Genomic DNA, 14301 nt, shown 5'->3' with positions numbered 1-14301 from the left:
AGTACTCACTCAGCCTTGTTCACTCTGTAGCTCAACGTCTTTCACCGTTGCACCCGGACGCACTTTTTGTAGACCATGGACGATGACTTTTTCGTTAGCCGCCAAACCAGTCAGCACAGCACGTTTCACACCGTAGGTCTGACCGAGTTCAACGTTACGACGAGACACCACGTGATCATCACCAACCACCATGACGTAGTCACCCGCTTGGTCTTGTTGAACAGCCGCCGATGGGATAAGCAAACCATCAATGGTTTTGTTGCGCAGCTTGATGGTCAAGTTGCCATATTCACCCGGCATAAGCGCGTAAGTTGGATTATCGAATTGTGCTTCTGCTCGAATTGAGCCTGTTTCTAAATCGATCTTATTGCCAACGGCGTAGATCTTGCCATCAAGCGGATACAATGAACCGTCTGAAAGCGTCAGTGTTAAATCAACATCCAGTTTGTCATCGTTACGATGAGCCACATCAATGGCACTTCTTACTCGGCGGTAGAGCTTCTCATCCACATCAAAGCCAAAGCGAATTGGGTCTACTTGAGTGATCGAAACAAGAGGAACGATTTGAATTTTCGAAATACGGTCACCCACTCGGAAGTTGCTGAAACCCACGCGGCCAGAGAAAGGAGCGCGCACAGAGCTAAATTCAAGATCGAGCCTTGCTGAAACCAGCGTCGCTTTCGCCTCTTCTACCGAAGCAATCGCTGCGGCGTGCGCAGCAATGGCGTCATCGTATTGCTGCTCACTGATGCTTTTATCTTTGATGAGTTTCTTCACACGTTCTGCATCACGCGTAGTTTGAACGAGTTGTGCTTTTGCTTTTTGCAACGACGCTTTTGCATACGCCAGTGCCGCTTTGTAAGGACGGTCGTCGATTTCAAACAACAATTGGCCTTTTTCGACCATATCGCCATCTTTAAAATGAATCGCGGTTAATTCGCCACCGACTCGCGGCATAATATCAACGTCATTTACCGCTTCAGTTCGACCGATAAAAGTATGATAAGGAGTGATTTTTGTTTCGGTTAGGGTAACGGTTTCAACAGAGGGTGCTTGGGCTGTTTTCGTTGCGATATCGCCAGTTTTGCATCCTGATAGTAATGCAGAAGATATAGCAATAGATACCAACGCAAATTTATATTTGGCTTTCATGATAAACCTACTTTATTTAGAAAGTGCCCTAGCCTAAATATTTAAATATATGGATAAACACACTTTCTATTCTGGAAATAAACGAGGGAGTTAGAATTGGTAGTTAAATTCGATACGGTGATCACCATCACCGAAATTAACGTGCTCATTCCAGTTTGCAAAGTAACGAATATTTGCGCGAGGATTAATTTGATAAGACAACGCAAACTCATGAGTCAAGATATTATCTTCACCCGCGTAATAAGTATCTTTATATTGACTAGACCCTGACAACGTATGCATATACATTGGGTTGTAGTTAATCCAGATTTTATCGGTTAATTCAATTTTTGAGTACATACCCACAACAGTGAAAGTACCTGGAATTTCATAACCTTTGTCATCACCACTAAAATCATTAGCAATAGTGACACCCGCACCAGCTAAAGGAAATAGCTGCAACATACCAAACTTAGGTAGACCTTGAATAAAGCTATAAGATGCATCTAATTTATCGTTATCAACGTCGTAGTTTACATCTAATTGACGGCCTAGACCTTTTGCGACTTCTACTTGGAAATTACGTAGTCTGAAAGAGTCAATGCTGTCATCAACGTTGGCATATATTGGATCGTCATTGTCGCGAATGCCAAATAGCTCACCACCAATGCCTTTCATTTCAATGATGTTCATCGCCATGGTACCAGGCTGGCTAGATTGATAAGTTTGACCGATTTTGATGTTCGCGCCTTTATCAGTAATACCAAAGCCCGCTTGGGTGTATACCGCAAGTGGGTCAGACATATCTTGTAGTTCTTCGTTATTGTTTGTCTGCGCATAGGCAGAAGACGCGAGTTGTAGGGCTGCAACCATAATGGCAACAGACGGTTTCACTAAATTCATAAAACTGTATCCATTTTAATGATTATAAAATTATTCACGTCATGAGGTCATCATAAATAGCAAGCAACACAACTCGCTTTGGATAACATAAATTATCAAAGCAAATTCAATAATGACGAAACATTCGACGTTTTAATTAAAATAAAATAAAGCATCGTAAAAGTTCAATCACCGCTACTTATATCTTATATAACTTGAAATTTGGTAATACCAATGAAGAAGGAAATATTAAAACTTATGAAAATTCAATTATCATTAGAACAAATGATTAATTAATTTTACCATATAAATAGAGAGTGCAATGGATTTAGGTGATCGCGATCAATGTTTCATTTCGATCGTACAACACTCTTCAGATTAATTAGAACATTATAATAATTTAAAAAACCTTAGTTTGATTAGCCTAGCATCAGATTAGAATAGTAGGCCTATAATAAATAAAAAGGGAGTCACTCTCTGTGATTCCCTTTTATTATCGAGCGATAAAGCGCCGATGCGTTTCGATAACTAAAACGCAAACAATTCGCACTATTGCAGTTTCTCTATTCCCATATTGAACAGTGCAAAACTATAAATATCTGCATTTGTCTCAATTATTTTACGCGTTGGTGTGCCTGCACCATGTCCTGCATTGGTTTCGATGCGAATTAAGGTCGGATTTGACCCCGCTTGCTTCGATTGCAACTCAGCAGCAAATTTGTATGAGTGAGCAGGAACAACACGGTCATCATGATCACCGGTTGTAATCAATGTTGCTGGGTATTCCACCCCTGCTTTTACATTGTGCACCGGCGAATAACTTTTCAGATATTGGAACATCTCTTTACTTTGCTCTGCCGTGCCGTAGTCATACGCCCAACCAGCACCTGCGGTAAAAGTATGGTAACGCAGCATATCCAGTACGCCGACTGCTGGCAGCGCCACTTTAAACAGCTGTGGACGTTGCGTCATAACGGCCCCCACTAACAAGCCACCATTCGATCCACCGTTAATGGCTAACTTGTTTGATGACGTTACCTTTTCATCAATTAGGAATTCAGCCGCAGCAATAAAGTCATCAAACACATTTTGCTTTTGCATTTGAATGCCAGCGTTGTGCCACTCTTTACCATACTCCCCACCGCCACGAATGTTCGCTACCGCGTAAACACCACCAAGCTCCAACCAAGCCGCACGTGTCGGGCTAAAAGATGGTGTGAGGCTAATGTTGAAACCACCATAACCATATAGGATGGTTGGTGCACTGCCGTCCATCGGTGTCCCTTTTTTATAGGTGATGATCATCGGCACTTTTGTTCCGTCTTTTGAGGTGTAAAACACCTGGCGAGAGTCATACAAAGCTGGATCAAATGGCGCTTTAGATTTGTAGTACACCTCGCTATCACCATCTTTGATGTTCAGACGATACGTAGTGCTGGGCATCTTGTAGTTGGTGAAAGAATAGTAGACTTCGGTTTCATCTTTTTTACCCGAGAAACCGTATGCGCTGCCAATATCAGGCAATTTGATTTCTCGGATGAGTTTGCCGTTCATGTCGTATTGCTTCACCATCGAGATCGCATCAACAATATAGCTCGCAAACAAATTGCCACCCGCGGTAGAAACACGTAACACGTTCTTTGTTTCAGGAATCACATCTTTCCAGTTTTTGGGTTGCGGCTGACTCGCATCCACCGTCACGACGCGTTTGTTCGGCGCATTAAGGTTCGTAACCAAGTACAGTTTCGTGCCTTGGTTGTCTATCACCCAAGTATCAGAACTGGTGTTATCTAAAATGGTTTTAAGCGGGCTGTTTGGCTTACTCAGATCTTTAAAGAACAGTTTGTTACCCGATGTCGATACGCTGGCTGAGATAAACAAGTAGCGTTCATCATCCGACGTATAGCCGCCAACATAACGGTATTTCTCTTCCTCAAAGCCGCCAAAAATCAGCTGGTCTTCACTTTGTTTCGTTCCAAGTTTATGAAAGTAGAGCTTGTGTTGGTCTGTCTTCGCGGAAAGTTCACTCCCTTTTGGCTTGTCATAACTTGAGTAATAGAAACCTTGATTGCCGAGCCAACTGATGCCGCTGAACTTAATATCCACCAGCGTTTCACCGACGGGCTTTTTGGTTTCTGTGTCTAACACAATGACTTTGCGCCAATCGCTACCGCCTTCCGAAATGCTGTATGCAACCAAAGATCCATCTCGTGAAAAGCTCACTCCCGCTAACGATGTGGTGCCATCTTCACTAAAAGTATTTGGATCGAGGAAAATTTCTGCTTCACCATCACCTAGCTGCCGATAAAGCACGTCTTGGTTTTGTAACCCGTCATTTTTGTAGAAGTAAGTGAACTTACCCTCTTTGAACGGCTGGCTTTGTTTTTCGTAATCCATGAGCTTAGTGATGCGCTCTTCAATCTGCTCGCGGTAAGGGATTTTCGCCAGATAATCAAACGTCACTGCATTTTGCGCCTTCACCCATTCTGCGGTTTCTGGGCTGAGATCGTCTTCCAACCAGCGATAAGGATCACTCACTTTTGTACCAAAGTAGTCATCGACAATATCCACTTTTTGTGTGGTTGGATACGTGATGGCTTTCGGGCTTACCTGTTCAACCGACGATTGCGCCGCTTCATTGGCATGCGCCACAGACAACACACTTCCGAGTGCGAGAGCGGTTGTGAGTGCTAGGGTGTTCTTTTTCATGAAATTCCTTTTTATTTTTCTGTTGTCTTTTTGTGCAATACATCAGAACTCTACTATATATCGACAAAATGAATCTAATTTCATTAAACGAGTTGTGAAAGCCATCCTAACTCCCTCATTTCCTTCCAGTTCTACAAACTAGTAAGTGGAAGTGTAGAACTTGGGAACAATACTGAAGAGCTACGATGACGTTTACTCTCTTTCGTCTAAGTCAGCTCGATTTGGCGCAAAACCCCAGACTCAGAAGCGAAATCTTGGTCGTGACTAATCAGAACAAATCCACCTTTGTATACATTTAACGCCTGACTAAGCATTATTTTTGACTCGAGGTCGAGATGATTATCTGGCTCATCAAGCAGCAGCAAAGGCTGAGAGTTTTGGTGGCTGACTATCAGCATCGCGAGCTTCATCTTCTCGCCACCGCTCAGTAGGCGCCCCAACCGAAACACAGCATCTCGACGAAAACCGATCCCGGCCAATAAGGTTCTCGCTTCACTTTCCGTCATCTCCTGGCAGCTCTCCATCACGTTTTCAAGTAACGAAAGATTTGGATTCACTGCACCAAAATGTTGGTCGAGATAATACAAAGGCGTATTCACTTTCAGCTCACCACTCTGCAACGATAACTCGCCAAGCAACGTCTTTAACAAGGTTGATTTTCCGCAGCCATTTCTCCCTTTGAGATGGACTTTGTCGTTCGCAAAAATCTGCAACGTGATAGGTGTAGAATTCCCAAAAGGTAATATACCTTCTTGTATCGACAATACTTTTCGCGAACGGTTCGGATTATCTGTAAGATAAAGCTTTTGCGCCTTGAGTTGCTCATGTCGCAATTGCAACGCCTGTTCTTTGGCTTGTAAATGCGTTTGTCTGAGTTGCTCATTCTTATTGCGATTTGAGGCGCTGGCGGTCGCGCTATCCTTTTTTCCATCAAGCAAAATTTTGGGCTGACTGCCGTCTTTGCGCAGTTTGTTCCCTTGCGCGGCGCGTTGGTCTGCTTTTTCGCGATTTTTTTGGGCTTGCTCGGCTAACCGTTTTTTCTGTTTATCGACTTGCGCTAACTGCCTCTCGATCGCTTGCAGTTCAGTGCGTTTTTTCTCGGCGTACACATCGTAATTTCCACCAAAAGCCTGTAAACCTAGGCCCGATAGCTCCCAAATTTCCTCCATCTCTCGCAGCAGCTCACGATCGTGACTGATGAGTAAAATCGCACCGCTGAAATGCGTCATAGACTCTATCAGCCATTGTTTCGCCTCGGTATCAAGGTGATTGGATGGCTCATCGAGAATCAAAAGCTCCGTTTCGTTTTCAAACAACTGCCATAACTGCAAACGTGCCAACTGACCACCACTGAGCCGAGCACAAGAGAAATCAGGGTCTTGCGGTAATCCCATCGCAGCGAGCTGCTGTTTGAGTTTTAATTCAATATCCCACTGCTCGCCAACCAGTTCGAACCAATGTTCAGAAACATCACCTTGTTCAATCTGCTTTAAAGCATGCAAGACCGCATCTTTGCCCAGAAACTGGGCGATCGATTGCTGACCTGAAAGCAGATCAGACGGCTGCTGGCGATACATCATGAAAGAAGAGGGAGCAGTCACAACACCGCTGGCAGGCTGAGTTTCGCCCGCCAAAATGGAAGCCAAAAGCGACTTACCGATGCCATTGCGCCCAACCAAACCAACACGTCGTTTAGTCATGGAACAAGAAGTAGACTGGAATAGCGTATCGCCATTATCAAACTGATGGCTAACATTAAAAGCTTGTAAAACCGGCATAATTTGCCTCCTGTATGACAGGGACAACAGCCGTAGCTATGATTTGAAATTGCAACAAAACGCGTGCACAAACGCATTAAGCTCTATGTAAAGTTCGACGATATACGTCAAATCAAAAAGTCGTCTTGTTGCAAAGAAATATCGGAAAGTGAGCTACGCCTACTAACCCTGCAGATCCAAAAAATAAGTAAAAATATGGATGACAGGTTTAGTTCTTCATGTTGGCGTAATCTCCTAGAGAAATGATGCGCAGAGTGTAGCCGCTTTTTTGTTCAAAAAGCAAGCTTTCTAACCAAATGTGAACAAAAAGAAAGTTTCACAGTAAGTTGTTATATCACATTAACTTTTTAACAAGTCTTTGAACAATTTCGAGATCTTAGCAACACAATTTTTATCCAAGCCATACTATGCTTAGGGTAAAGATAATCCACATAAGGGCGTGGTTATGAAATACAAACATATCCTTGTTGCACTCGAACTGTCAGATGAAAGCACCGTGCTTATCGACAGAGCGGTATCAATGGCAAACTATCTCGACTCCGATATCTCCTTTATTCATATTGATGGTACGCACGGAGAAATCTATCGTGAGCTTGTAGACATCAAAGAAAACCCGGATCAAAGGCCGTTGAATGAGCATTCAATGGAATGTTTAAAAACATTTAGTGATTACATGGATTACCCACTTAAACATTTCTTCGTAGGTACTGGCGACTTGGCTGATAAATTAGAGGTCACCATTAAAGAGCAAGAAGTGGATCTTCTGATTTGTGGTCACCACCAAGATTTCTGGAGCAAGATTATTTCTTACTCCAGACACTTAATTAACAAGTCACCGGTGGATATTCTAGTCGTCCCTATTCATGATTAGTAAAACGTAACGCTTCCCAAAACCACCAATTTATTTGGTGGTTTTTTATTGATATTGAAACAGCTTAAACAGTTTTCCAAACTAGCTTGGCGATCATTTATGAGTTACATTTTCTAACCAACCCGCGCTCCTACTGGGCATGGTTATTTAGATAGCAAGGATCCCTATGGCAAATAAAAAAGTACTCATTCTCTTTGCTCATCCTTCCCAGCATCGTTCAGAAGTGAATACTCCACTTTTCAAAGAAGCTCAAAAAATTGAAGGCGTGACATGTGTTGATCTCTATGGCGAATACCCTCGTTTCGATATTAATATCGACCGTGAGCAGCAACGCTTACGTGAGCATGACGTGGTGATTTTCCAATTCCCACTATATTGGTATTCAACGCCTGCGATTTTAAAAGAGTGGCAAGATCTGGTTTTGGAATATGGCTTTGCTTACGGTACAGATGGCACAGCACTGCAAGGCAAGACCATGCTTTGTGTGCTGTCTGCAGGGGGCAAAGAAGAAGCTTATAAGGCAGAGGGCTACAACCACTTTACGATTCGTCAACTGCTTGCGCCCATTGAACAAATGTCCGCACTGACCGGCATGAACTACATTGCCCCTCTCGCGATGTTTGGCGCACGTACAGCAGATGAAGAAGGGCGAATCCCTCGTCATGTTGAGCGGTACAAGAGCCTGCTAACAGCTTTAGTCGAAGATAGGTTGGATGTTGAAGCTGCGGCGTCATTAATCAAGCTTAACAGCGCATTGCCAGAGCTCATTAAGGAGGCTTCATGACAGGAATATTCTTACAAGCCTTCATATATTTGATTGCTGCTGTAATTGCAGTCCCACTTGCTAAGCGTTTGGGACTTGGGTCCGTTTTAGGCTATCTCATCGCAGGTGTGGTCATTGGCCCAATTATCGGTTTAGTCGGTGAAGAAACAACAACAATCCAGCACTTTGCCGAGTTTGGCGTGGTGATGATGCTGTTTCTCGTTGGTTTAGAGCTCGAACCCAAAATGTTGTGGGCGATGCGCAATCGCTTAATGGGTTTAGGAGGTCTGCAAGTCGGTGGTACCGTCGCGGCGATTATGGGTATTGCCTTGTATTTTGACCAGCCTTGGACCATAGCCTTAGCCATAGGTTTGATCTTCGCCCTCTCTTCTACTGCGATTGTTTTGCAAACTTTTAGCGAAAAAGGATTAACGAAGACGGAAGGTGGACAAAACGCTTTCTCCGTGTTGCTTTTTCAAGATATTGCAGTGATACCAATGTTGGCGTTCATTCCCCTATTGGCCTTACCTGAATTAATTGAACAGGCACAGTCCGCAGCACAAACAGCCGCAGCGCACCATGAAGAATTAAGCCTCGTTGCGGGGTTACCCGGCTGGGCATACGGCATTGTAATCACAGCATCGATAGCAATCGTCGTCGTTGGTGGACACTTTTTAAGTCGACCTCTGCTCAATTATGTGGCTAGCTCTGGTTTGCGAGAAATCTTTACCGCAACTGCACTCATGCTTGTCATTGGTATCGCTGCACTGATGAGTTTAGTGGGCTTATCTCCTGCCTTAGGAACCTTCTTGGCTGGCGTTGTATTGGCGAACAGTGAATTCCGCCACGAGTTAGAATCCAATATCGAACCATTTAAAGGTCTATTGTTAGGTCTGTTCTTTATTACCGTTGGCGCAGGGATCAACTTCTCGGTCCTTTTTGGTGATTTCTGGTTGGTCATGGCATTGACCATTGGCGTGATGGTTTTGAAAGCCTTGGTGCTGTTTATTCTTGCACTGATATTTAGGGTGAAAGGCAGCAACCGCTGGCTGTTTACCCTAAGCTTGGCTCAAGCAGGTGAATTCGGCTTTGTGCTTCTAAGCTTTTCAGTGCAAAACCACGTCATCCCATTTGAACTTTCACAAACTCTTGCGTTAGTGGTTGCGATTTCGATGTTCCTGACACCAGGTTTGTTTATTCTGTTTGATAGAGTGATTCTGCCGCGCTTTGAAAGCCAGTCAAATGAACGCGAAAGCGATACGATTGAGGAAACAGGCACGGTGATCATCGCCGGCATCGGCCGCTTTGGACAAATAGTGAATCGCCTATTGGTATCAAACGGCGTGACTACCGTGGTACTTGATCATCAATCTGACCAAGTCGATAACATGCGCCAGATTGGCACTCGCGCCTATTTTGGCGACGCGACTCGACCAGATATGCTACATACAGCCGGCATTGAGCACGCCGCTGCGTTGGTTGTGGCGATTGATAACCAAGAATCGAGTGTAGAACTGGTGAAGTACGTTAAGCACACGTACCCAAAAGTAACAGTGATTGCACGTGCCTTTGACCGTGGACATGGCTATCTTTTGCGTCAAGCGGGGGCTGATATTATTGAATCAGAGACCTACCATTCTGCATTGGAGATGGGCGGTCACACAATGAAAGCCCTTGGCATTCACCCCTTCTTTGTTGAACAACAGAAGGCGACATATAAGCGTGTTGAAGCACGTAAGTCAGAAATACTTTACAAAGCTTGGGAGGATGATTCTGAAGGTGAACGCTATGACAACAATTTCCGACAACTGTTTATTCAGTTAGAGGAGAAAATGGCGGAAGAGATGCAAAAAGATCGTCATGACAAACTATCGCGGTCAGAACGTGGTTGGACACCGCCACCTAAAGGTTACGCCGATGATTTTAATGAAGATAACGTCCAAGAGCTAACACCACCAAGAGAAGAGCCTATCCAACGATAACGCACTCCATATTAAAACCTCCCACTTGGGAGGTTTTTATTTTTTCAGTACAGAGCCACACGCCGTGCAGGATAAAATGATCTTCTCGATATTACATAAGATCATTCATTAAAATCTCATACTCTTCGTTTGCTTCTTCCACTAAATGAGAAAGCTCTAACGCATCAGTAACTGCAAGATTGAACTGCCACGGAGTTGTGTCTTCTTTACCACAGATTCGAGTTTCACACCCACGACTCTCAAAAGACAAATCATCAAACTCTGTGGTGTGGCGCTCTTGAAGTTCAACAATCTCAACTTCTAATTTACCGACAGGATTGACTTTAACGTGGGCATGTAACTCCGAACTGTTAGACAAACAATAATCTCTATGAACCGCAATCATGGCCGCCTCCTTGGTCTGCCAACTGACAACTCAACATTGAGTGTAGACGAGGGATTTTGAACGTGGCGTGAAATAATAATGAAGATTGATCTGTCTCATTAGAACAGACAATTGTTGTCATGAAGGCATGAGCCAGTATGAATCTCATCTGATTTAAATTGTTCTGAGATCGTAATAGTTGGCATTTACCGAGACTTTCCCTATTATCGAAACAAAATTACTGTGGTCATTCTTTAGAGGTCAGTATGGAGCTTGAAGCCGTTGCTAAAGCACTAAAAGAGTTAGGGCATCCGACTCGTTTAAGTATTTACAAAGAAGTCGTCAAAGCGGGATACAAAGGTATCGCGGTAGGCGGCGTACAAGAAAAGCTTGGCATTCCAGCATCCACTCTCTCTCATCATATCTCGAGCCTTGCTTCAGCTGGTCTTCTCACCCAGCGCCGCGAGGGTAGAACCCTTTTTTGTGTTGCAGAGTATCAGTGCTTAGATGACGTAATTGGTTTTTTAAAAGCAGAATGTTGCGTTAACGAGTGCTCATAAATTTCTAGCAAAAACGAGAGAGTTTGAGTTTCTATTGAACTTCAGCAGAACGTGAATGACGATGAAAAACATACACACCGAAGTTGCTAACCTCGGTGTGTACATCTTCTAGTTCGCGACAAGTAACATTGACGACTTAGATGGTACGATTAACTTACCGTCAGTTGGAATGATTTGTTCTGTCATCAAATCAACCCAATTACCATCGATTTTTAATGTCAAAGACTGTTGACGCTGTGATTTATTAAGCACCACAATACCTTTGTCACCTCGCTTAAGTACGAGCATGTCATCGTTACCTTCAAGAACACTCATCGGCTCGCCATGCGTCATATTATGGAACTGGATCATTTTTGCCATTCTCGGATCGCTCCATGCACCCTGCCATCTTGGCTGACCATTTTTGCCTTTAATACCGCTGGTGTTTAAGTCGGTATAAATCAACGGCACACCACCATCTCGGCCTAGAATATAGGCATAAGCTAACCATTCGTTTTCCTCGTCCATGATGAGATCAAGAAAGACATCATTGTTAGGAATATCATGTGTGATAGCAAATGTAATCGCACGACCGGGGGACAGAGCCTGACCAAAACAATAGGGATCAATCAGAGACTTGAAGCTGCCCTTTTTAGCAAACGCCTTAAACATGGTTGAGAACAAAGGGAAATCGTACGCACCTAGGCGAGTTTCCTGTAGATACGGCTCAAGAAACAGCTGATACTCTTCTTCCGTCGCACCGCCATCGGTAATAATTTCACCAAATATATGCACATCCCGCGTGATGTCGTCTGTCCAAACACGCTTAAGATGCTCTAACGTCATGTGTTTCGCAGCGTCAATACGAAAACCTTTCACACCAATAGCTTTCAGCGCCGTTAGGTACGCTCGCTGCTGTTCAACGACATGGTCACAAACACGAAGAGTTGGCAAGCCAGGATCGGTTGGTCCACCTGTGATACGTCCATTTTGAACCTGCCACTTATCTTTCCAGTCTTTAATGCCGAATGCTTCAACAAAGTCCTCTTCATCAAAAAGTGGTTGAGATAGATCGCCAAACAACGCTAGCGACTGATATTTCTGCTTGTTGTTCTGGTATTCCTCCAAGACCTCTTGTCTTGGGTACTGAAGGTCTCTGCGAAGGTGGGCCTCATTTGCCATATGGTTAAACACTACGTCGGCATAAACCCACACACCAACTTGCTCCAGTTCACGAACCATATGAATAAAATCTTTGGTATCACCCAAGGCATTATCGATAACACGATAATCTTGTGGTTGATAACGCTGCCACCAGCGCTCATCGTGTGCGCTTTTCATTGGTGGCGAAACCAACACAGAGCCATAACCAAGCTTGCGGATTTCTTTTGCTCGTTGGGCAATGTCAGCATACTTCCAATCAAACGCATGTAAGATAACGTTTGCACCGAATGATTGTGTTTCCTGTGAGCCACTCATGTTGTTCTCCTGCTCGTTTCCACTCACGATTACTTGTTTGCATTTTTTTGTGAGTGAATTCAATAATCGAAATTATAAAAGCTATTCATCAGAGGCACTCACCCTTTTAGCACTAACTCAAGGCTGAAATCGAAGGCGTAGCGACTCATCCATTGCACAGCGATAAATCGTTCTGAGTGAATAACGGGCACACAACATACAACCCAAATAGCCCAAAACAAACCTAAAGCATTGTTTTGCTTGGCAAAAACTTCAATTTAAAAAGATAGAACATAAGATCTATGTACGCCCTAAAATAGGCCCAAAGGATAAAAATAGCCAAGCCAACCCGTTGAGTAATCAATTGTTAATAAAACGAAACTGGCAGGTGGATCACGTTTGGCGCGTTTCAAAAATCCAGTAAATCGCCATACCTAGTGTTAAAAGACTAAAGATTTCTGTTTGTATCTGTCCCGAAATGACTTCAAAATGCGAAACTTAGCTTATCTCTATGGGGGTATGCTCTACCTTGGAGGATAATATTGAATATCAAAGAATTTTCTGACCTCGTCGGGCTATCTGCTCATACTCTTCGATACTATGAAAAAATCGGTTTACTTAAACATGTCCATAGAAACGCGAGTGGACATCGAATGTATAGTTCGAAAGATCTAAACTGGATAAGCTTTGTTAAGCGTTTAAAAGAAACTGCAATGCCACTTGAAGAGATTCTAGAGTATGCCAAATTAAGGGAAGTCGGCTCTCAATCTGTACCACAACGTCAAGCCCTGTTAGAACAACACCAAGAAAACCTCAAACGCCACATTGAGCAACAGAAAAAGCACTTATCGGCTCTAGAAGAAAAAATTGCCTTGTATACAAGTGGAAAAGTTCGTTGACTTAGAGTTAACTCTAACGATTAAGGTGTGTTTACATTTATTCACTAGGAACATACCGATGGAACAATCGCGCTTTAACAAAGGATTAGAACTACTCTCTCAAATTGATGGCGACGCTGGTCATAATGTCATCGAAAGCTTACAAGATATTTGTCCAGATTTAGCTCAGTACACCATTGAGTATCCGTTTGGCGATATTTATGCTCGCCCGGGCTTAGACCTAAAATCGAGAGAAATCGCAACCGTCGCCGCGCTAACGGCAATGGGGAATTGCGCGCCGCAACTAAAAGTGCACTTAAATGCAGCGCTGAATGTAGGCTGTAGCGAGGATGAGATTAAAGAGATCATTTTGCAGATGTCCGTCTACGCAGGGTTTCCCGCGGCATTAAACGGCATGTTTGCATTCAAAGAAGTGCTAGCGGAAAGAGCAGAGTAATAACAACGTTGACATCAATTTAACCGCAATTAAAAACGGCCCTTGGGGATCGGGCCGTGATTAAAACAACGAGTGAATTAGCGCTCAGGAGTTTCAAGCAGTTTAACTGCGCAATCTACCGCGTTGTTAATGCCTTGACTGCTCTCCAACTTACCTGAACTTGCAGGACCAAGGGCACAAGAATACAAAGCCAGCTGCTTATCGAACGGCAGATCCAACTGTTCATAGAGATTTTGTCGGATTCTTGCATGTTGTTCTGGTTCTTGGTTAGCAAGGCTAATCAACGTTTCATAAATAAGCGTTTTCATGTCTTTCCCTTTTCACTTTATTGCACGGGGTGCATATATATTGTATCCATTTGGGAAGCACAAATCAGAAGCTAGGTCACAGAACGCGTCGCTAAAAAAGTTTATGTGCGCGGTAAATTGCAATACAAACCTAAAGCCGTTTAGAAAAAGGGCAACTGATAACTCGATAGATCAGCCGATT

At 43.6% G+C, this 14301-nt stretch carries 13 protein-coding genes; 6 read left to right on the top strand and 7 right to left on the bottom strand.

Going from position 1 to position 14301, the window contains the following annotated elements:
- Positions 1-9: 9 nt before the first annotated feature.
- The 4 genes from vmeP to R7M72_RS14030 all read right to left on the bottom strand — a co-directional run bounded on the left by vmeP (position 10) and on the right by R7M72_RS14030 (position 6500).
- Complete coding sequence (gene vmeP / locus R7M72_RS14045; protein ID WP_053303798.1) at positions 10-1152, bottom strand: efflux RND transporter periplasmic adaptor subunit VmeP; 1143 nt, start codon at positions 1150-1152, stop codon at positions 10-12.
- A gap of 90 nt (positions 1153-1242) precedes the next feature.
- Positions 1243-2034, bottom strand: coding sequence for a hypothetical protein (locus tag R7M72_RS14040; protein ID WP_017635247.1), 792 nt, complete (start codon positions 2032-2034; stop codon positions 1243-1245).
- Between the two features lie 528 nt (positions 2035-2562).
- The gene (locus R7M72_RS14035; protein WP_053303799.1) at positions 2563-4722 is read right to left on the bottom strand and encodes a prolyl oligopeptidase family serine peptidase; all 2160 of its coding nucleotides are present in this window, start codon (positions 4720-4722) and stop codon (positions 2563-2565) included.
- Between the two features lie 206 nt (positions 4723-4928).
- Complete coding sequence (locus R7M72_RS14030) at positions 4929-6500, bottom strand: ATP-binding cassette domain-containing protein (RefSeq protein WP_053303800.1); 1572 nt, start codon at positions 6498-6500, stop codon at positions 4929-4931.
- A 445-nt stretch (positions 6501-6945) separates the two neighbouring features.
- Between R7M72_RS14030 and R7M72_RS14025 the strand changes: the two genes are divergently transcribed.
- The 3 genes from R7M72_RS14025 to R7M72_RS14015 all read left to right on the top strand — a co-directional run bounded on the left by R7M72_RS14025 (position 6946) and on the right by R7M72_RS14015 (position 10116).
- Entirely contained in the window at positions 6946-7371 is a 426-nt protein-coding gene (locus tag R7M72_RS14025; protein ID WP_005375398.1) for a universal stress protein, read from the top strand.
- 166 nt (positions 7372-7537) lie between these two features.
- On the top strand, positions 7538-8155 hold the full coding sequence (locus R7M72_RS14020) for an NAD(P)H-dependent oxidoreductase (RefSeq protein ID WP_005375391.1): 618 nt from the start codon (positions 7538-7540) through the stop codon (positions 8153-8155).
- Complete coding sequence (locus R7M72_RS14015) at positions 8152-10116, top strand: monovalent cation:proton antiporter-2 (CPA2) family protein (RefSeq protein ID WP_005385095.1); 1965 nt, start codon at positions 8152-8154, stop codon at positions 10114-10116. Before R7M72_RS14020 ends, R7M72_RS14015 begins: the two co-directional genes overlap by 4 nt.
- A gap of 91 nt (positions 10117-10207) precedes the next feature.
- On the opposite strand, the gene R7M72_RS14010 is transcribed toward R7M72_RS14015, so the two are convergent.
- Positions 10208-10501 carry a hypothetical protein gene (locus tag R7M72_RS14010; RefSeq protein WP_005375389.1) on the bottom strand — a complete coding sequence of 98 codons (294 nt, stop codon included), beginning with the start codon at positions 10499-10501 and terminating at the stop codon, positions 10208-10210.
- A gap of 245 nt (positions 10502-10746) precedes the next feature.
- Here R7M72_RS14010 and R7M72_RS14005 point away from each other — a divergent pair, with 245 nt between their 5' ends.
- A complete protein-coding gene (locus tag R7M72_RS14005) occupies positions 10747-11040 on the top strand; it encodes an ArsR/SmtB family transcription factor (RefSeq protein ID WP_005375388.1) in 294 nt (97 codons plus the stop codon).
- Between the two features lie 108 nt (positions 11041-11148).
- Here R7M72_RS14005 and R7M72_RS14000 read toward each other — a convergent pair whose 3' ends face one another.
- Positions 11149-12498, bottom strand: coding sequence for an alpha-amylase family protein (locus R7M72_RS14000; RefSeq protein WP_053350526.1), 1350 nt, complete (start codon positions 12496-12498; stop codon positions 11149-11151).
- 521 nt (positions 12499-13019) lie between these two features.
- Between R7M72_RS14000 and R7M72_RS13995 the strand changes: the two genes are divergently transcribed.
- Positions 13020-13376, top strand: a complete 357-nt coding sequence (locus tag R7M72_RS13995) for a MerR family transcriptional regulator (RefSeq protein ID WP_017821530.1) — start codon at positions 13020-13022, stop codon at positions 13374-13376.
- A gap of 58 nt (positions 13377-13434) precedes the next feature.
- Positions 13435-13812 (top strand): carboxymuconolactone decarboxylase family protein, encoded by a 378-nt coding sequence (locus R7M72_RS13990; RefSeq protein WP_042521541.1) that lies wholly within the window; start codon positions 13435-13437, stop codon positions 13810-13812.
- A gap of 77 nt (positions 13813-13889) precedes the next feature.
- On the opposite strand, the gene R7M72_RS13985 is transcribed toward R7M72_RS13990, so the two are convergent.
- Complete coding sequence (locus R7M72_RS13985; protein WP_005375384.1) at positions 13890-14120, bottom strand: PAS factor family protein; 231 nt, start codon at positions 14118-14120, stop codon at positions 13890-13892.
- Positions 14121-14301 lie beyond the last annotated feature (181 nt).

The organism is Vibrio sp. YT-18 (assembly GCF_033337345.1).
Lineage (GTDB): Bacteria > Pseudomonadota > Gammaproteobacteria > Enterobacterales > Vibrionaceae > Vibrio > Vibrio alginolyticus.
Note: the sequence above shows the minus strand (reverse complement) of the source record. Positions and strands in the feature narration are given on the sequence as shown.